The organism is Bradyrhizobium sp. NBAIM18 (assembly GCF_020193825.1).
GTDB lineage: Bacteria > Pseudomonadota > Alphaproteobacteria > Rhizobiales > Xanthobacteraceae > Bradyrhizobium > Bradyrhizobium yuanmingense.
Genome location: NZ_JADYVO010000027.1, coordinates 1 through 17,493, shown reverse-complemented (window position 1 = coordinate 17,493; position 17,493 = coordinate 1). Strand labels below are relative to the sequence as shown.

The window sequence follows — 17,493 nt, the reverse complement described above, 5'->3', positions numbered from 1 at the left end:
TCTCCTCTCTTGGGGAGAGGTGAATCCCGCCGTGATTGACACGACTGCCTCTGACGATGTTGAACTCGGAATGCTGAAGCCGATGAGTGTGGTAAGAGAGGCCATCGTCGCCGACGTGGACGACGAAATGGACGGTGCGATGGCTGAGGGCGCAGCGGCGGAACGGGCCACTGACCGGGCCAAGGCAGGACGAAAAATCCTGCCCATCATCGAGGGCCTCGTGCTCCTCGCGGCGCTACTCGCGCCGCTGGTGCTGCAGGACTATCTCACGGTGTTCGCGACACGCGTGATCATCCTGGCGCTGTTTGCGCTGTCGTTCGACCTGGTCTGGGGCTATGCCGGCATCATGAGCTTCGGCCAGGCTCTGTTCTTCGGCTCGGCCGGCTACGGCGTCGCCCTGCTCGCGCGCGACCTCAACGTCACCAACATCTTTCTGGTGCTGCCCGCGGGAACGCTGATCGGCCTCACCTTCGCGCTGCTGCTCGGCGGCTTCCTGCTGCTGGGACGGCATCCATCCAGCGTGATCTTCGTCTCGCTCGGCACGCTGACCGGCTCCTACGCCGCCGATCGGCTCGCGCGCGGCTGGTATTATCTCGGCGGCCAGAACGGAATCCCCTCGATCGCACCGATGTCGCTCGGGTCTTACGACTTCACGGAAGGACCGGCCTTCTACTACCTCGTGCTCGGCATCCTCGTCGTGGTCTACCTGCTTTGCCGCTTCCTGGTGCGCTCGCAATTCGGCCTTGCGCTGGCGGGCCTGCGTGAGAACGAGCAGCGCATCGCCTTCTTCGGCTACAAGGCGCAGCACCTGAAAGCGATCATTTTCACCATCGGCGGCGCCGTCGCAGGCCTCGCCGGCAGCCTCTATGCTTTCCACGAGGGTTTCGTCTGGCCCAACATGGTCGGCGTCGTGGTTTCGACCCAGGTCGTGCTCTACGTCCTGTTCGGCGGCTCCGGCACCCTGATCGGCGCCGTCATCGGCGCTGTGATCGTCGAGGGCGTCAGCTTCTGGCTCTCGGACAATTACCGCGAGATCTGGCCGATCATCCTCGGCCTGCTGCTCCTGCTCGTGATCCTGTTCCGGCCGCTCGGCCTGATCAGTTTTGTACTCGGCGAGCGCGAACGCGTCGGCAGCTTTGGTGCCAAGCAAAAGGAGACGCGCAATGCTCCTTGAAGCGGCCGGCATCAAGAAGGTCTTCGGCAAGCTCACCGCGCTCGACGGCGCAGCCCTCAACGTCGGAGAGAACGAGTTTCACGGCCTGATCGGCCCGAACGGCTCGGGCAAGAGCACGCTGATGAAGTGCATCGCCGGCGCCGAGGTGCCGACGCAAGGCAAGGTCTCCTTCGTCAACACCGACATCACCGCGTTCACGCCGACCGAACGTGCGCGCGCCGGCATGAGCCTGAAATTCCAGATCACATCCGTGCTGCCGTCGCTGACGCTCTACGACAACATCCTGCTCGCGCTGCAGGCGCAGTCCTCGCTGTTTGACCTCGTGTTCTCACGCACGCGCGGTGCGTTGCACGACCAGGTTATGACCATGCTGACGCAGTTCCGCCTCGCCGACCGCGCCTTCGATGCGGCCGCAGCGCTGTCGCACGGCCAGCAGCAATGGCTGGAGATCGCGATGGCGCTCGCGGGCAAGCCGAAGCTGTTGCTGCTCGACGAGCCCACCGGCGGCATGAGCCTGGAGGAGCGCCGCGTCACCGGCGAGCTGCTGCAGCCGATCAAGCGGCATTGCTCGCTCGTCATCGTCGAGCACGACCTCGATTTCATCCGCGACATCTGCGATCGCCTCACCGTGCTCGACCAGGGCAAGGTGCTGGCGTCTGGCACGGTGTCCGAAATCCAGGCCAACACATCCGTCCAGGAGATCTATCTGCGCCGTGCCTGAATTTTTGGACATCAAGCATCTCGACGCCGGCTATGGCCGCAGCCAGGTCCTGTTCGACGTCAGCCTCGGCATTCCCTGGCGCGGCGGCGTCGCCGTGCTCGGTCGCAACGGCGCGGGCAAGACCACGCTGATGAAGACCATCGTCGGCGAGCTGCCGGCATGGAAGGGCGAGGTCGCCTTCGACGGCCGCGACATCAGCCGCCGCGCCACCCAGGAGCGCGTCCGCGCCGGCATCGGCTACGTGCCGCAGGAGCATTCGGTGTTCGCGCGGCTGTCGGTGCGCGACAATCTCGCCGTCGGCTCGCTCGCGAGCAAGGACACATCCGCAATCGACCGCGTGCTGGCGATCTTCCCGAAGCTCGGCCAGCGCCTCGACCAGCCCGCCGGCACGCTCTCCGGCGGCGAACGCAAGATGCTCGCGATCGGCCGCGCCATGCTGGGCGATCCAAAACTGCTGCTGCTGGACGAGCCCACCGAAGGCGTCTGGATCGGCGTCATCGAGGAGATCACCGAGCGCCTGATCGAGCTCGCGAAGAGCATCGCCGTGATCATCGTCGAGCAGCACCTCGACCTCGCTTTGCGAGTCGCCGACTATGCCTATGTGCTCGACCGCGGCCGCGTGGCGCTGCAGGGAGAGGCGGGCGAGGTGCGGGGCAATCCGGAGCTGATGCGATATCTGGCGCCGTAGGGCGCGGCGCGCCTCGCACTGCGAAATAATCGGGTTGTTCAAGAGCTTCGCGGCATTCCATCGATTTTATTTCAGATCGGAACGAATCTGTCGGGCCGCGTTGAATCCCGCATGTGTGCCGTTGCGTTGCGTCAGTCAGGACTATCGCGCCTAGCCGGCGCGCGGAAGATTCCGATTCCATCATACATCGTGCCATGCGATCCCACGCTACGCGAGAACCCGCCGCAAGGCAGCGGCTGGGTGTTCGAGATAAAAGCCGACGGCTATCGCGCGCAACTTCACCTGCAGGCGGGCGCGGCGACGGTCTATTCGCGCGCCGGATACGATTGGACCGAGCAGTTCTCGTCAATTGCAGCCGGCGCGCGAAAGCTCAGAGCCGAGAGTGCGATCATTGATGGCGAGGCCGTTGTCTACGGCAGTAATGGCCTGCCGGACTTCCAGCAGCTGCGGCGCGAGCTCGGCGCCAAGCAGAGCCGCCGCATTCGCTATCACGCGTTCGATCTATTGTATCTTGACGGATACGATTTGCGCGGCGTCGGCTTTGTCGAGCGCAAGCAGCTGCTGCAGCGGCTCCTGAAAGAAGCGCCCGAGACTTTCATCTATGTCGAGCACGTCGAAGCCGACGGCGAGCAAATCCTTCGCCATGCTTGCAGGCTTGGCCTCGAAGGACTGCTCGCGAAGCGCGCCGACGCACCTTATCGCTCCGGACGGCAGGAAGCCTGGCTCAAGCTTAAATGCAAGAAGAGCGAGACGTTTCCGATCGTCGCATTCGTCGAAAAGCTGGGCGCGTACCCGCGCAAGGTGGCTTCGCTTTACGTCGGGCATCACGAGGATGGGCGCCTGGTTTATGCCGGCAAGGTCCGCACCGGATACACCGAGGCGACCGCGCGTGAATTGCGTGAACGGCTTGACCCACTGATCCGGCGCGATTCTCCGCTCGATCTGCCGGTAAAGAAGCCTAAGGCTACGTGGGTTGAGCCCGTGGTGAATGCGGAGGTGGAATATGGCGCCCTGACCGAGGATGGCCTGCTGCGTGAAGCCGTATTCAAGGGCCTGCGCGACGATCTTGCGCCGCGGAAGGTCAGGGCGCCCCGGTTGGTGCCTTCATCGGTCGGACGGCCGAAGCTCGGCGTTCCCAAAGAGAATATCCTGCAGCTGCTGCCCGATGCGATCGCGCCGTCCAAGGAAGAGCTCGCGCGTTACTGGACGCGCGTCTGGAAGGAGGCGCTGCTGCATCTAGGACATCGACCGCTCAAGCTGGTGCGGCACGTGCACGGCACGACGTTCTATCACAAGGGGCCGCTGCCGAAGGACATTCCGCAAGCGGTGCACCAGCTACGCATCCGAAAGCGCGAAGGCGGCGAAGGCACGCGGCTTTGGGTGGACAGCCTCGAGGGTCTCCTCGGACTCGTCGAGATCGGCGCAGTCGAATTGCATCCCTGGAATTCGACTGTTGAGGATTTTGAGCACGCCGATCGCATCGTGATCGACCTTGATCCCGGCGAGGGCGTCGAATGGGATGCTGTGATCGAGACCGCTCTGGAACTTCGCGCGCTGATGAGCCGTGAGGGGTTTGCGACCTGGCCCAAGCTGACTGGCGGCAAGGGCATCCATCTGACGGCGCCGCTTGAAGTGCCGATGCTGCACGATCAGGCGCATCGGGTGGCCCGCAACCTCATGGCCGATTTCGCATTGCGTCGGCCGGACCGCTACGTCCTCTCGGCCCAGGCCAGCCGCAGCGGCCGCATTTTTCTCGACTATTTGCGCAACGGCCGCGGCACCACCGCGATCGGCACCTTCTCGCCGCGGGCGCGCGAGAACTTTCCCATTGCTGCGCAGGTGACATGGAAGCGGATCGAAAGCGGCATCCCGCCCGACGCGTTCACGATCCACAGTCCCCACCGTGCGGCGCGGAAGAAAGAGCGATAGCGGCGCGCTTGGCGCTAGCTGCCCGCGCCCTACTTCACCGCCGAGAACCGGCTGTCGAACGAGTTCGACTGCACCACCGGCGCGGCGCCTGATATCATCGGGGTGCTGTCGCCCGCGCCTTCGCTCACAGACGGCTTCAGCGCCGGCCGCGTCGCGGCGAGGCGGGTGTCGGGCTTCGGCGGCTCGGCCGGCTTGGCGGCTGCTACGGCCGGCTTCGGCGTATCCTTCGCCGCCTCCTTGACTGAATCCTTGGACTTGTCATGTCCCGGCACGAAGCGGGTCACGGCGGCCTTGAGTCGCGAGGCGGCCGTGGCCGGCGTCGTGGACGTCTGGGCGGCCGGGGCCACGGACGCGGTGGCTTGCGGCGCAGGCGTCGCGGTCGCGGTGGTGTCGGCGGTACCGAGCCCCATCTTGCGGCCGAGATTGGAGAAGAAGCCGCCGCTTTCAGACTTTGCAGCGGGCGCCGTCGCGGCAACGCGGGTGCTCGCGGCAGGCGCGCTGACGGCGACCACCGGCTCTTCCCGCGGCGCCGGCGCACTTGCCACCGCATCAAGGTTCGGCTTGGGCGGGTTGACGTGGCCGGGGATCGTGCCCGGTGCCTTCGCCATGGCCAGCATCTGCAGCGTGGTGCCTTCGGCACTCTCGGACAGGCCGGTCGAGCCTTCCGGAATTTTGGCGGCGAACACCTTGTGCATGCCGCCGTCAATGCCGGTGTTCATCCGCGCCACCGGCGTGCCCTTGGCGACGAGCCTTGCATATTCCGTCTCGTCCTTGGCCTGCTTCTCGCGGACCGCGCTGGCGATCTCTTCGGGGATCACATAGGCCGGACATCTGGCGGAGGCGTCGAACACCAGATCGCGCTTGGCGTCCGCCGGCTTGGCGGCGTCGAACACGTATCTCTTCTCGCAGAAATCGACCTTCGGCTCCTGCCGCGTCACCTCGAAATGATCATAGCCTTCTTTGATCATCTTCCAGAACGGCATGTTCGGATTGTTCCGGTGCCTGGCCATGTTCACCGGCGTCATCTTGAACGGATAGGCCTGCAGCTGGAACGCCTTCTGACCGCCGAAGAAGGATTCGCGGCCGAGCGAATAGATCTCCGCGATCTGCTCGTCCGTCATCGCGTAGCAGCCGCGCGACGAACAGTCGCCGTGCACCATCAGCTGCGAGCCGGTGCGGCCCAGCGCCTTGTCGAACGCGTTCGGGTAGCCGGTGTTGAACGAGAGGTAATAGGACGATTGCGGATTCATCTGGCTCGGATTGATCGAGTAGAATCCCTCCGGCGCCTGGCGGTCGCCTTCGCGCACCTTGGGGCCGAGATCGCCCGACCAGCGGCAGATCGGATAGGTCTTGAGCAGCGCGAACTGGCCCGAGCGGGTCTGCTTCCAGACCTCGAGCTCGGCCTCCTGCTTGAACAGGCGGACCAGGATCGGCGATTGCAGGTCCATGTCCTTCTCGGCCATCGCGGCGATCAGCTTCGGCGGCACCGGCTGATTGGCCTTGGCGTTGGTCGCGAGCGAGACCTGATCGGTGTTGCAGCCGGCGAGCAGGCCGCCGGCCGTCATCAGCGCAACCGAAACCAAGAGCGCGCGAGCAAGCGAACGAGAAATCAAGATGGACCCCACACCGTGCCAGGCATTGAAGCGCGAACCCCAATTCTTCCGAAGCGCAACCCGACCGGAAAACCGACCCGCCGAGACGGGCCCGGTCGGACCCCGCTCCAGCGCTTATGCCCTGAAGCCATTGATTAAAATTCTAACCTCTGGGTCATGTGGTCGCAACCCAAGCGGGGATCACGAGGGCGTTGGCCCAGTGGCATGGTCAACGAAGACTAAATGGACGCGACTTGGGACGGAACTTGGGCTTTCGGGCCGAGGGGACTCAGATCGCCGATTTGGGCAAAAAAAGGGTTAAGGCGGGGTTACCGGGGGTTGTTGTGCCTCAGGCGGTCTCGTGCCCCGGACGCGGCGCAGCGCCCCTTGACGGTGCGCTGCTGAGCCGGGCCCATGCTGACGCGAACTGGGCCCTCTGGGTCCCGGCACTGCGCAGCAGCGCTTAGGGCGCTGCAGCGCGTCCGGGACACGAAGAAGGCTGCATCAGCCCAGTTTGCGGCCGATATCGAGGAATTTCTGCCGCCGCTGCTTGCGGATGGCATCCCCATCAAAGTTCCGGAGCTCGTCGAAGGCCTTGGCGATGGCCTCGCCCGTGGTGGCGATCATGGCGGCGGGGTCGCGGTGGGCGCCGCCGACCGGCTCCTTCAGGATGGCGTCGATGACGCCGAAGCGGAGCATGTCCTGGGCGGTGATCTTCATGTTGTTGGCGGCTTCCTGCGCCTTGGTGCCGTCGCGCCAGAGGATGGAGGACGCCGCCTCCGGCGAGATCACGCTGTAGATCGCGTGCTCGAGCATCAGGACCTTGTTGGCGGTGGTGATGGCGATGGCGCCGCCCGACATGCCCTCGCCGGTGATGATCGCGACGTTGGGCACGGTCAGCGCCAGGCACGCATCGGTCGAGCGCGCGATGGCTTCCGCCTGGCCGCGCTCCTCGGCGCCGATGCCGGGATAGGCGCCGGCGGAATCGGCGAGCGACAGCACCGGCAGGCCGAACCGCTCGGCCATCTCCATCAGCCGCACGCATTTGCGATACCCTTCCGGCCGCGCCATGCCGAAATTGTGCCGGATGCGGCTCTCGGTGGAATCGCCCTTTTCCTGACCCATCACGCAGATCGGCTCACCGCGAAAGCGGCCGAAGCCGGCGACCAGCGCCTCGTCCTCGCCGAACTTGCGGTCGCCGGCGAGCGGGGTGAATTCGGTGATCAGGCCCTTGATGAAGTCGTTGAAATGCGGCCGCTGCGGATGCCGCGCCACAAGCGTCTTTTGCCACGGCGTCAGGTTCGCATAGAGGTCGGCCAGCGCCTGCGCCGCCTTGTCCTCGATCCGCCCGACCTCGTCGCTGATGTCGGTGCCGGTGGCGGCGAGCGCACGCAATTCGTCGACCTTGGAGTCGAGCTCGGCGACGGGCTTTTCGAAGTCGAGATAGCTGCGCATCTGGTCTTGCATCAACTCAATATAGGGGGACGGGGCGCGAGAAGCGAAGCACGTTGGGGCGGCGGAAAGAAGTTTAGCTTCTTCAATGGCTTGGCTTGTGTGCTCGTGACAGTCGGCCAAATCAGTCGAAAGGCCCCGGCTCTTTCTGCGGAGATGTGGCCGAAGTCAAGGCGGTTTCACCCTTTACCCGTAGCCCGGATGGAGCGAAGCGCAATCCGGGAAGGTCTGGCGGCGAGGAGGCGGCCCCGGATTACGCGTCGCTCCATCCGGGCTACCAGCAGCAACTACTTCTCCGCCAGCGGGTGCAGGTCGCGCACCAGGCTCTTCAGCCGCTCCTCGACCACATGGGTATAGATCTGGGTCGTCGAGATGTCGGTGTGACCGAGCAGGGTCTGCACAATGCGCAGGTCCGCGCCGTTGTGCAGCAGATGGCTGGCAAAGGCGTGGCGCAGCACGTGCGGGGAGACCAGGCGGGCCTGCAAGCCGGACGCAACCGCGAGCTCCTTGAGGTCGCGGGCAAAATGCTGGCGCGTCAGATGTCCGCTCTCGCCGAACGAGGGGAACAGCCATTTCGACGCGGCCACGCTGTTCTTCCTGTCGGCCTTTGCCGCTTCCGTGGCGGCGAGATAGTCCGCCATCGCCTGCCGCGAGGCGTCGTTGAGCGGTACCAGCCGTTCCTTGTTGCCCTTGCCGCGCACCACGATCATGCGGGCGTCGCGCTTGGCCGCCGAGCGCGGCAGCGCCACCAGCTCGGAGACGCGCAGGCCCGTGGCGTAGAGCACCTCGAGCAGGCAATAGAGCCGCAAGGCACGCAGCCGTTTCGACGGCGAGGCATCTTCCGCCTCGCTCAATTCCCTGGCGCGGCGGAGCATGCGGTCGACGTCGGCGATCGACAACACTTTCGGCAGGCCGCGGCCGCGCTTCGGACCTGACAGGATCGCGGCGGGATCGTCACCGCGGATGCGCTCGTTCAGCAGGAAACGGTAGAGGTGCCGCATCGCGGACAGCCGGCGGGCCACACTGGTGGATTTAAAGCCGCGGGTGTCGAGATCGGCGAGATAGTCGCGCAGCGTCTGGGTCTCGGCATCCACGAATGTATGACCGACCCGGCCCAGAAATTCCGAGAAATCGCTGAGGTCGCGGCGGTAGGCATCGAGCGTGTTGGGGCCGGCGCCCTGTTCCGCGGCGAGCATGTCGAGGAACAGGCCGATGAACTTGGCGTCTGAGGGTTTGGCGGGCATGCCCGGGAGGCTAGCTCCTATTTCTTGAGAAACTTGTCCGGCGGGATCGTCACCGTCATTTCCCGCGGCTTCGGGTTGACGAAGTTCGCCAGCGCGAAGACCACGCCATAGACGATGCCGCCGATCACGGCGACGACCGTCAGGAAGCGGAACAGGCTCGGCATCGTTCTGGGGTCTCGGGTCGGGGCGCGCAGCCAAATTAACCAATGGAATCATCCAACATGTTCGCCGTTTCGTGGCAAGAGTCCTCTGGCGAGGGCCCCCATGGGGTCGTATAGGTGGCCAAAGCCATGCCGCATCTGGCGGCAGTTCGAGCGAGATCCAGTCGAGCGAGACGATGTCCGACGCCGCGTTGCCGCTTCCTGCTTCGCCCGAGGCCGACATCCTGTCGGCGCTCGGGGCGCGCTCGATCGTGCTCGTCGGCATGATGGGGGTGGGCAAATCCACCATCGGCCGGCGCCTCGCGGCCCGGCTCAGGCTGCCCTTCATCGATGCCGACACCGAAATCGAGGTGGCCCACGCCGGCATGACCATCCCGGAGATCTTTGCGGCCCATGGCGAGCCCTATTTCCGCGACGGCGAGGCCCGTGTGATCGCGCGGCTGCTCGAGGGCGGGCCGATCGTCCTGGCGACCGGTGGCGGCGCTTTCATGCGCGAGGAGACGCGCGCGCGCATCGCGGCGAAGGCCATCTCGATCTGGCTGAGGGCGGACCATGACGTCATCATGCGCCGCGTGCGGCGCCGTGCCGACCGTCCGCTGCTTCAGACCGCCGATCCCGAAGGAACCGTGACGCGCCTTCTCGCCCAGCGCGAGCCGATCTATGCCAATGCCGACCTCACCATCGCCTCGCGCGACGTGCCGCACGACAGAATCGTCGAGGAATGCATCGAGGCGCTGCACGCCCGTCTCTGCGGCGGAGAGCCAGCCCAACCGCCTGCCGACATTGCGAGTGCGTCAAGATGACTGCGCCGTTGAAGCATTCTGATCCCATCAAGGTCGACGTCGCACTCGGTGACCGCGCCTATGACATCGTCATCGGCCGCGGCGTGCTGGCCTCGCTCGGCGAGCGTGTCGCCGCTCTGCGTCCCGGCGTGCGCACGGCCATCGTGACCGACCGCACCGTCGCGAAATACTGGCTCGAGCCCGCTGAGGCGTCGCTCGCAGCCAGCGGTATTCCGACCTCGCGCATCGTCGTCGAGGAAGGCGAGATCTCGAAAACCTATGCCGGGCTCGAAAAGGTCAGCGAGGCCCTGATCGCAGCGAAGATCGAGCGCAACGATCTCGTCATCGCGCTCGGCGGCGGCGTGGTCGGCGATCTCGCCGGCTTTGCCGCGGCGATCCTGCGCCGCGGCGTCGATTTCGTGCAGGTACCGACCTCGCTTCTCGCGCAGGTCGATTCCAGCGTCGGCGGCAAGACCGGCATCAACTCGCCGCAGGGCAAGAATTTGCTTGGGGCCTTCCACCAGCCGGTGCTCGTCATCGCCGACACCGCCGTGCTCGACACGCTGTCGCCCCGCCAGTTCCGGGCCGGCTATGCCGAGGTCGCCAAATACGGCGCGCTGGGCGACGAGGCCTTCTTCAGCTGGCTGGAGAAGAACCATGCCGACATCGTCAAGGGCGGATCGGCCCGCGAGCATGCGATCGCGACCTCCTGCCGGGCCAAGGCCGCAATCGTCGCGCGCGACGAGCGCGAGACCGGCGAGCGCGCGCTGCTCAATCTCGGCCACACCTTCGGCCACGCGCTGGAGGCTGTGACCGGCTTCTCCGACCGCCTGTTCCACGGCGAGGGCGTCGCCATCGGCATGACGCTGGCGGCGCAGTTCTCCGCGAAGCTCGGCATGATCGGCGAGCGTGAGGCGGCGCGCATCGAGCGCCACCTGATCGAGGCAGGCCTGCCGACGCGCCTGCAGGACATCGCCGGCTTTGCGCAGGAAGGGCTCGCCGATGCCGACGCGCTGATGGCGCTGATGGCGCAGGACAAGAAGGTCAAGCGCGGCAAGCTCACCTTCATCCTACTGGAGGCCGTGGGCCGCGCGGTGATCGCAAAGGACGTCGAGCCGGCGCCGGTGCGCGACTTCCTGAAAGAGAAGCTCGCGCAGTGATAACGGGACCGTTCAGATCGGCCGCCCGCGAAACGGCGGGGAACGCCGGGGCGGTCGCGAGGCAAACATGAGTTCGATCTCGATCAATCTGCTGCTTGCGGCCCTCCTGCTCGCCGCCAACGCGTTTTACGTGGCGGCGGAATTTGCGCTGGTGAAGAGCCGCGGCTTCCGCGTCAAGGCCATGGTCGAGCAGAACCGCTTCGGCGCTCGCCTGCTGCAGACGATGATGGGGAACATCGAATCCTATCTCGCCTGCTGCCAGCTCGGCATCACCATGGCCTCGCTCGGTCTCGGCTGGATCGGTGAGCCGACGGTGTCTGCGCTGCTGAGCCCCGTCCTCAGCCCGCTCGGAATGTCGGAGGCCACGCTGCACTTCACCTCGTTCGTGGCGGGTTTTCTGGTCTTCTCTTCGCTGCACATCGTCATCGGCGAGCAGGTGCCGAAGACGCTTGCGATCAGGGAGCCGATGCCAGTGTCGCAGTGGATTGCCTATCCGCTGCATTTTTCCTACCTCCTGTTCTACCCGCTGAGCTGGTGCCTCAACACGGCGTCGAGCGCGATCCTCCGTCTGATGGGGGTGCAGGAGTTCTCGCAACACGAAATCCTGACGGATTCGGAGATCGAGGGCCTGGTCGAGGAATCGGCCGTGCACGGCAAGATCGAGAGCGGCGAGGCCGAGTACATTCACAACGTCTTCCGTCTCGGCGAGCTGACGGTGTCTGACGTGATGGTCCACCGCACGGCCATGGTGATGATCAACGCCGACCTGCCGCCGGAGGAGCTGGTGCGGGAGGTGCTGGCCACCGAATACACCCGCATTCCGCTGTGGCGGGACAAGTCGGAGAACATCATCGGCATTCTGCACGCCAAGGATCTGTTGCGCGCGATCCGCGCATCGGAGGGCGACACGTCGCGCATCGACGTCACCACCATCATGCTGCCGCCCTGGTTCGTGCCGGAGATGCGGCCGATATCCCAGCAGCTCAAGGCGTTCCGCCGCCGGAAGACCCATTTCGCACTCGTCGTCGACGAGTATGGTGAGGTCGAAGGCCTCGTGACGCTGGAAGACATTCTGGAGGAGATCGTCGGCGACATCTCCGATGAGCATGACGTGGTGGTCGCCGGCGTGCGCCGTCAGCCGGACGGCTCCGTCGTGGTCGACGGGTCGGTGCCGATCCGCGACCTCAACCGCGCCATGGACTGGCATCTGCCCGATGAAGAGGCAACCACGGTCGCCGGTCTCGTCATTCACGAGGCGCGCTCGATCCCCGACCGCGGCCAGAGCTTCACCTTCCACGGTTTCCGCTTCCGCGTCCTCCGCCGCGAGCGCAACCGCATCACCGCGCTCCGTATTTCACCGGTGACGCGCGAGGCCGAGCTCGAAGAGGCAAAGCCGAGACGGGCCGGGACGTCGTTCTAATTTTTCCCTTACCCTCCCCTGGAGGGGTCCGGGACGAGCGTAGCTCGCCCGTGGGTCGCTACGCATGAAGAGCAGCGCAATGCGTAGCGGGGTGGGGTGGGGTGACGGTCTTCCCACATCCAACAGTACCCGAGTGGAGAGATCACCCCACCCCGCTCGCGCTGCGCGCGATCGACCCCCTCCAGGGGAGGGGTCAGAGAATTCAACCTTCCCCCGGCGCCTGCGCATTGATCGCCAGCGCGTGCACGTTGCCGGCGAGTTCCGCGGCGAGCGCTGAATTTATCATGCGATGACGGTCGATCCGGCTCTTCCCTTTGAAGGCGGCAGACACGATATACACACGGAAGTGCGTCTCGCCGCCTGCTCGATGGCCGGCGTGGCCCTCATGCAAATGTGACTCGTCGACGACTTGCAGGCTTTCCGGCGTGAAAGCTTCCTGCAACTTGTTGCTGATAGTGTCTTTCATAGCCATGTGTGCCATTAAGGTGCGCGCTCGCATCCCGTCAATACCCGGACGTCCAAGCTCGTCGCGACCGGGTGCTCAGCGAATTGCAATGTCAAGACTTGAAGGTTTTTGCATTGCGTAGTCAAAGTCAGCCATGCCGATCGATTCATCAAAATTCTTCGACTCCATCCGCGTGAAGCCGCGGGGCAAGCAGCCGGAAGTGAAGCCGCGCGACACCGCGGTCAATTGCGAATGGGCGGGCTGCGCCAACAAGGGCTCGCACCGGGCGCCGAAGGGCCGCGAAAACCAGCGCGAGTACTGGCACTTCTGCCTCGACCACGTGCGCGAGTACAACCAGAACTACAATTTCTTTTCCGGCATGAATGCCGAAGCCGTCGCGCGCTATCAGAAGGATGCGCTGACCGGTCACCGCCCGACCTGGAAGATGGGCGCCAACGGCGGCAAGAAGGGTGCGGAAGAGATCGACATGGCAGCCGATCCTTTCAGCATGTTCAGCGAGATCAACGGCCGCGCCAGCTGGCGCAAGGGCCCCGAAGCGGAGCCCAAGGCCGAGACGCGCAAGGTGATGAACGCCGAGCGCAAGGCGCTTCAGGTCATGGGCCTCGGCCCCAGCGCGACGCTTGCCGACGTCAAGACCAAGTACAAGGCGCTGGTGAAGCAGCACCACCCCGACGCCAATGGCGGCGACCGCTCGACCGAGGACCGCCTGATCGAGATCATCAAGGCGTATAATTATCTGAAGACGGTCGTGCGCGAGGCGTAGGGGCCCGCGGTCTACTCCGCTGTTGTCCGCGCTCTTGCGGCGACGACAGTGTCGTAGGGTGGTCAAAGCAAAGCGTGCCCACCTTTTTTTGATCGAGAGAGATGGTGGGCACGGCGCAAGTGCGCCTTTGGCCACCCTACGATTCCGGTCTCGCGGAGGCATCCGCTCTCAAACTTCCGGCATCGCCCCGACATATGACGAGCTCGGCCTGATCAACCGCCCCGTCCGCTGCTGCTCGCGGGCATGCGCGGTCCAGCCCGCGCTGCGCGCGATCGCGAAGATCGGCGTGAACGCCTGCCGCGGAATCGCCAGCGCATCGAGCAGGATCGCGGTGAAGAACTCGACGTTCGTCTCCAGCGGCCGCTCCGGATTCTTCTTGCGCAAGGCGCTGCGGATATAAGCCTCGACCTCGCCGGCAAACGGCAAATCGGTGCCATTGGACGCAAGCGCCTCGACCGCGGTCTTGAGCACGTCGGCGCGCGGATCGCGGACGCGATAGACGCGGTGACCGAAACCCATCATGCGCTCGCCGCGCGCCAGCGCCGCGTCGACCCAGGACTGAATGCGCTCGCGCGAGCCGATCGCGTCCAGCATTTCCAGCACTGGCTCCGGCGCGCCGCCATGCAGCGGACCGGTCAGCGCGCAATAGCCGGCGGTGACCGCCGCGAACAGGTCAGCCTGCGTCGAGGCCACCACGCGCGCTGCGAAGGTGGAGGCGTTCATGCCGTGGTCGCTGGCGGTGACGAGATAGGCGTCCAATGCCGTGATCTCGCGCGTTGCAGGCGAACGCCCGTGCAACATGCGCAGCGTGTCGGCGGCATGGCTCACGTCGGGATCGGGCGCGACCGGCTCCAGCCCCTTGGCGCGCCGGACCAGCGCGCCCGCGATCACCGGAAACGCGCCGACGATCGTCGCCTCGTGCTCCAGCCCGTGCTCGGCGCGAAGTCCGGCGACGGCGGCACGAAACCCGTCGATGATGCCCATGCCGCGCGTCGCCGGCAGCAGGTCCGGCAGCCGCGCGAAGGCGCGCTCGCGCGCCACGCCCAGGTGTGAGCGCACATTGGCCTCGGTGAGCGTGGTCTTGCTGGCGCCGTTCCAGAGCCGGGCGGTAACGCCCTCGAAGCTCGAGATGGCGGCGAGCCGCCCGACGTGCTCCCCGGCGATGATGAGCTCGCCGCGCTCGCCGTCGACATGGCTCAGCACGGTCTCGGCCGCGGGAACGCCGTCCAGCCCGATCTGGCTTTTGGTGAGGTGGATGTTCATGACCCAAATCTCCTGTTCAGGGAGAATAAAGGTCAGGCCTCTCGACACATTGATCAATCTTGATTACATAAATCAATATGAAAAATTCTGATGGGCTGTACCTCTCCGCCCGGGAAGCCGCCGCCGAGCTCGCGATCTCTCCGGCCACCCTCTACGCCTATGTCAGCCGCGGCCTGATCCGCTCCGAGCCAACGCCGGACTCGCGAAAGAACCGCTATCGCGCCGAGGATGTTCGGGCGCTGAAGGAGCGCCGTGTGCCGTCGCCGGAGCCACGCGGCCTGCGCAGCTTCGATGCCGACCTGCCGGTGATGGACACGGAGATCTCGACCATCACCGAGGCGGGCGCCATCTATCGCGGCGTCAATTGCGTCGATCTGTCCGAGAACGACACGCTGGAGCACACCGCGACGCTGCTGTGGGATGTCGCCGACGTCGATCCGTTTGCCCCCGACAATCAACCGGAACTCTCCGAGGAAATGCGCGTGATCGCGGAGGCCGCGCGCCGGGCCGCACCGATCGACCGCGCCATCGCCGTGCTCGCACTGGCCGCGAGCGTCGATCCCCGCGCCTTCACCCGGGCACCCGATGGCCGCGCTATGGTCGGCGCGCGCATCGTCCGCCTGCTGGTTGCGACCATGCTCAATGCGGAAGCCTCGGCCGAGCCGCTGCATCAGCAGGTCGCGCGCGCCTGGACGGCGGACAACAAGCACGCGCCCGACCTGATCCGCCGCGCGCTGGTACTGCTCGCCGATCACGAGCTGAACGCGTCGACCTTCACCGCGCGCTGCGCGGCCTCGACCGGCCTCAACCTTTATGACTCCGTCATCGCCGGGCTCGCCGCATTGAAAGGGCCGAAGCATGGCGGCGCCGGCGTCCTGGCCTCACAGCTCGTCAAGACGCTGGTCGACCGCGACGTCGAGCCTGTCGTGCGCGAGCGTGTCGCCCTCGGTGAACGCTTTGCCGGCTTTGGCCACGGCGTCTACAAGCACGGCGACCCCCGCGCGCAGTCGCTGCTGAACGCGCTGTCGCGCTCCGGCGCGCCGCGCAAATTCACCAGGGAAGTGCCAGAGCGGATCGCGGAAGCCACCGGCGAGTTCGTCAATATCGACTACGCGCTCGCCGTGCTGGTCCACGCACTGCGCCTGCCCGCCGGCAGCGAGCTGGCGCTGTTCGCGATGGCCCGCAGCGTCGGCTGGATCGCGCATGCCAGCGAGCAATTGCAGTTCGGCAAGCTGATCAGACCGAGGGCAAGATATGTGGGGCCTGCGCCGGGACGCAGGGCGGGGGCTGCCGGTTAGAACCTCTGTCAGTGCGGCAATCTCCGCTGTCGTCGCTGCGAACGCAGGAGGACAGCGTTCCTGGAATGACGGCTCGCACTCACCCCGGGCAGTTCACACCATCGCTTCCGCGACCACCATATAGTTCACGTCCATATCCGACGACAGAGACCATTTGTCGGCGAAGGGCGAGTAGACGACGCCGGTCTGCTCGGTGATGACAAGACGGTTGTCGAGCAGGTATTTCGTCAGTTCGTCGGGCGTGACGAACTTGTTCCACTCATGCGTGCCGCGCGGTAGCCAGCGCAGGACGTATTCGGCACCGACGATGGCGAGGGCAAAGCTCTTCCAGTTGCGGTTCAGCGTCGAGACCACCATCAGGCCGTTCGGCTTCAGCATCGCGGCGCAGCGCTTCAGGAACATGCCGACGTCGGTGACGTGCTCGACCACCTCCATCGCCAGCACGATGTCGAAGCGCTCGCGCGGGTCGATCTCCTCCACCGTGGTGCAGCGATAGTCGATCGCCAGATGGCTCTTGTCGGCGTGCAGCTTCGCCGCCGCGATGTTGCTCGCGGAGGGATCGATGCCGATGACCTGCGCTCCGAGGCGCGACAGCGGCTCGCAGAGCAGGCCGGCGCCGCAGCCGATGTCGAGCACGCGCAAGGACCCAAGACAATTGAGGCTGCGCACGTTGCGCTCGAACTTGCGGCAGGCGGCGTCGCGGATATAGCCGAGCCGCAACGGGTTGATCCGGTGCAGCGGCGCCATCTTGCCCTTGGGATCCCACCATTCCGCCGAGAGTTTCGAGAATTTCGCGATCTCGGCGGCGTCGACGCTCGAGCCGGGCTGGGCGGAACGAGAAGTATTTTGCTGCATGCTCATGCTTGGGCGCGGTCCTACCGCGTGGTGATCGAACTACGGAAGGCGAGCGGCGAGGCGATGGTCTTGATCGTCTCGATACCCTCGCCGACGCCGCGAATCGTCACGTCGCCGTAGTTGAGAATACGTCCAAGAATGGTCTGGTCGACGTCGACGCTCTCGACCTTGTCGAGCGCCATCTCGAAGGTTCGGCGCTTGATGAAGCCGGTCTTGTGCACGACCCTGAGGTTGGTGACGTCGGTCTCGGTGGTGAAACGATGGAACCAGCCCCTCACGGTCCAATACAGGGCCGCCAGAGCCGCGAGACCCGCGGCCCCGAGGCAAAGCAGAAAGAGCCAATCGACAGTCACCTGCCGCGACAGGATGAGCAGAGCCAACGCCACGATCCAGGCTAGGATGGCCGGAAAGTAGAAGATCCAGTGCGCATTGGTCGAATATAGCACTCGCTCGCCGGGCTGCAGGATCTCGTCGATGTAACGCGCCATGATCTAGCTTAACCCACTACCCCACCCTGCCCCCGCA

Annotated in this window: 17 protein-coding genes; 9 read left to right on the top strand and 8 right to left on the bottom strand. The window is 65.3% G+C overall.

From position 1 onward, the window contains the following. Positions 1–70 precede the first annotated feature (70 nt). The 4 genes from I6F17_RS33635 to ligD all read left to right on the top strand — a co-directional run bounded on the left by I6F17_RS33635 (position 71) and on the right by ligD (position 4,512). Positions 71–1,174 carry a branched-chain amino acid ABC transporter permease gene (locus tag I6F17_RS33635; RefSeq protein WP_225130267.1) on the top strand — a complete coding sequence of 368 codons (1,104 nt, stop codon included), beginning with the start codon at positions 71–73 and terminating at the stop codon, positions 1,172–1,174. Further along, positions 1,164–1,895, top strand: a complete 732-nt coding sequence (locus I6F17_RS33630; protein WP_036042603.1) for an ABC transporter ATP-binding protein — start codon at positions 1,164–1,166, stop codon at positions 1,893–1,895. The genes I6F17_RS33635 and I6F17_RS33630 overlap by 11 nt, the downstream gene beginning before the upstream one ends. After that, positions 1,888–2,583: an ABC transporter ATP-binding protein gene (locus I6F17_RS33625; RefSeq protein WP_225130266.1), complete on the top strand. Its 696-nt coding sequence runs from the start codon at positions 1,888–1,890 to the stop codon at positions 2,581–2,583. Before I6F17_RS33630 ends, I6F17_RS33625 begins: the two co-directional genes overlap by 8 nt. A gap of 111 nt (positions 2,584–2,694) precedes the next feature. Continuing rightward, positions 2,695–4,512, top strand: coding sequence for a DNA ligase D (gene ligD / locus I6F17_RS33620; RefSeq protein WP_225130265.1), 1,818 nt, complete (start codon positions 2,695–2,697; stop codon positions 4,510–4,512). 29 nt (positions 4,513–4,541) lie between these two features. On the opposite strand, the gene I6F17_RS33615 is transcribed toward ligD, so the two are convergent. From I6F17_RS33615 to I6F17_RS33600, 4 genes are all read right to left on the bottom strand, one after another. Continuing rightward, positions 4,542–6,125: a murein L,D-transpeptidase family protein gene (locus I6F17_RS33615; RefSeq protein WP_249782745.1), complete on the bottom strand. Its 1,584-nt coding sequence runs from the start codon at positions 6,123–6,125 to the stop codon at positions 4,542–4,544. A gap of 483 nt (positions 6,126–6,608) precedes the next feature. After that, a complete protein-coding gene (locus I6F17_RS33610; protein WP_036042616.1) occupies positions 6,609–7,571 on the bottom strand; it encodes an acetyl-CoA carboxylase carboxyltransferase subunit alpha in 963 nt (320 codons plus the stop codon). 272 nt (positions 7,572–7,843) lie between these two features. After that, positions 7,844–8,800 (bottom strand): site-specific tyrosine recombinase XerD, encoded by a 957-nt coding sequence (gene xerD, locus I6F17_RS33605; RefSeq protein ID WP_225130263.1) that lies wholly within the window; start codon positions 8,798–8,800, stop codon positions 7,844–7,846. 17 nt (positions 8,801–8,817) lie between these two features. Continuing rightward, positions 8,818–8,964, bottom strand: a complete 147-nt coding sequence (locus tag I6F17_RS33600) for a hypothetical protein (RefSeq protein WP_036026218.1) — start codon at positions 8,962–8,964, stop codon at positions 8,818–8,820. A 173-nt stretch (positions 8,965–9,137) separates the two neighbouring features. On the opposite strand from I6F17_RS33600, the gene I6F17_RS33595 reads away from it, so the two are divergent. The 3 genes from I6F17_RS33595 to I6F17_RS33585 all read left to right on the top strand — a co-directional run bounded on the left by I6F17_RS33595 (position 9,138) and on the right by I6F17_RS33585 (position 12,323). After that, positions 9,138–9,764 (top strand): shikimate kinase, encoded by a 627-nt coding sequence (locus tag I6F17_RS33595; RefSeq protein WP_036042618.1) that lies wholly within the window; start codon positions 9,138–9,140, stop codon positions 9,762–9,764. After that, entirely contained in the window at positions 9,761–10,903 is a 1,143-nt protein-coding gene (gene aroB, locus I6F17_RS33590) for a 3-dehydroquinate synthase (protein ID WP_225130262.1), read from the top strand. Before I6F17_RS33595 ends, aroB begins: the two co-directional genes overlap by 4 nt. Before the next feature lie 67 nt (positions 10,904–10,970). After that, positions 10,971–12,323: a hemolysin family protein gene (locus I6F17_RS33585; protein WP_036014704.1), complete on the top strand. Its 1,353-nt coding sequence runs from the start codon at positions 10,971–10,973 to the stop codon at positions 12,321–12,323. Positions 12,324–12,525: 202 nt separating this feature from the next. Here the strand turns inward: I6F17_RS33585 and I6F17_RS33580 are convergent, their stop codons facing one another. After that, a complete protein-coding gene (locus I6F17_RS33580) occupies positions 12,526–12,804 on the bottom strand; it encodes a BolA family protein (RefSeq protein ID WP_225190469.1) in 279 nt (92 codons plus the stop codon). A 118-nt stretch (positions 12,805–12,922) separates the two neighbouring features. Here I6F17_RS33580 and I6F17_RS33575 point away from each other — a divergent pair, with 118 nt between their 5' ends. Further along, on the top strand, positions 12,923–13,552 hold the full coding sequence (locus tag I6F17_RS33575) for a DnaJ domain-containing protein (RefSeq protein WP_036014711.1): 630 nt from the start codon (positions 12,923–12,925) through the stop codon (positions 13,550–13,552). 168 nt (positions 13,553–13,720) lie between these two features. On the opposite strand, the gene I6F17_RS33570 is transcribed toward I6F17_RS33575, so the two are convergent. Continuing rightward, complete coding sequence (locus I6F17_RS33570; protein WP_225130260.1) at positions 13,721–14,815, bottom strand: citrate synthase/methylcitrate synthase; 1,095 nt, start codon at positions 14,813–14,815, stop codon at positions 13,721–13,723. Positions 14,816–14,892: 77 nt separating this feature from the next. On the opposite strand from I6F17_RS33570, the gene I6F17_RS33565 reads away from it, so the two are divergent. Further along, positions 14,893–16,113, top strand: coding sequence for a citrate synthase family protein (locus tag I6F17_RS33565; RefSeq protein WP_225130259.1), 1,221 nt, complete (start codon positions 14,893–14,895; stop codon positions 16,111–16,113). A 93-nt stretch (positions 16,114–16,206) separates the two neighbouring features. Here I6F17_RS33565 and ubiG read toward each other — a convergent pair whose 3' ends face one another. After that, positions 16,207–16,974, bottom strand: a complete 768-nt coding sequence (gene ubiG / locus I6F17_RS33560) for a bifunctional 2-polyprenyl-6-hydroxyphenol methylase/3-demethylubiquinol 3-O-methyltransferase UbiG (protein ID WP_225130258.1) — start codon at positions 16,972–16,974, stop codon at positions 16,207–16,209. A gap of 14 nt (positions 16,975–16,988) precedes the next feature. Continuing rightward, entirely contained in the window at positions 16,989–17,456 is a 468-nt protein-coding gene (locus I6F17_RS33555; protein WP_225190468.1) for a PH domain-containing protein, read from the bottom strand. Positions 17,457–17,493: the final 37 nt, after the last annotated feature.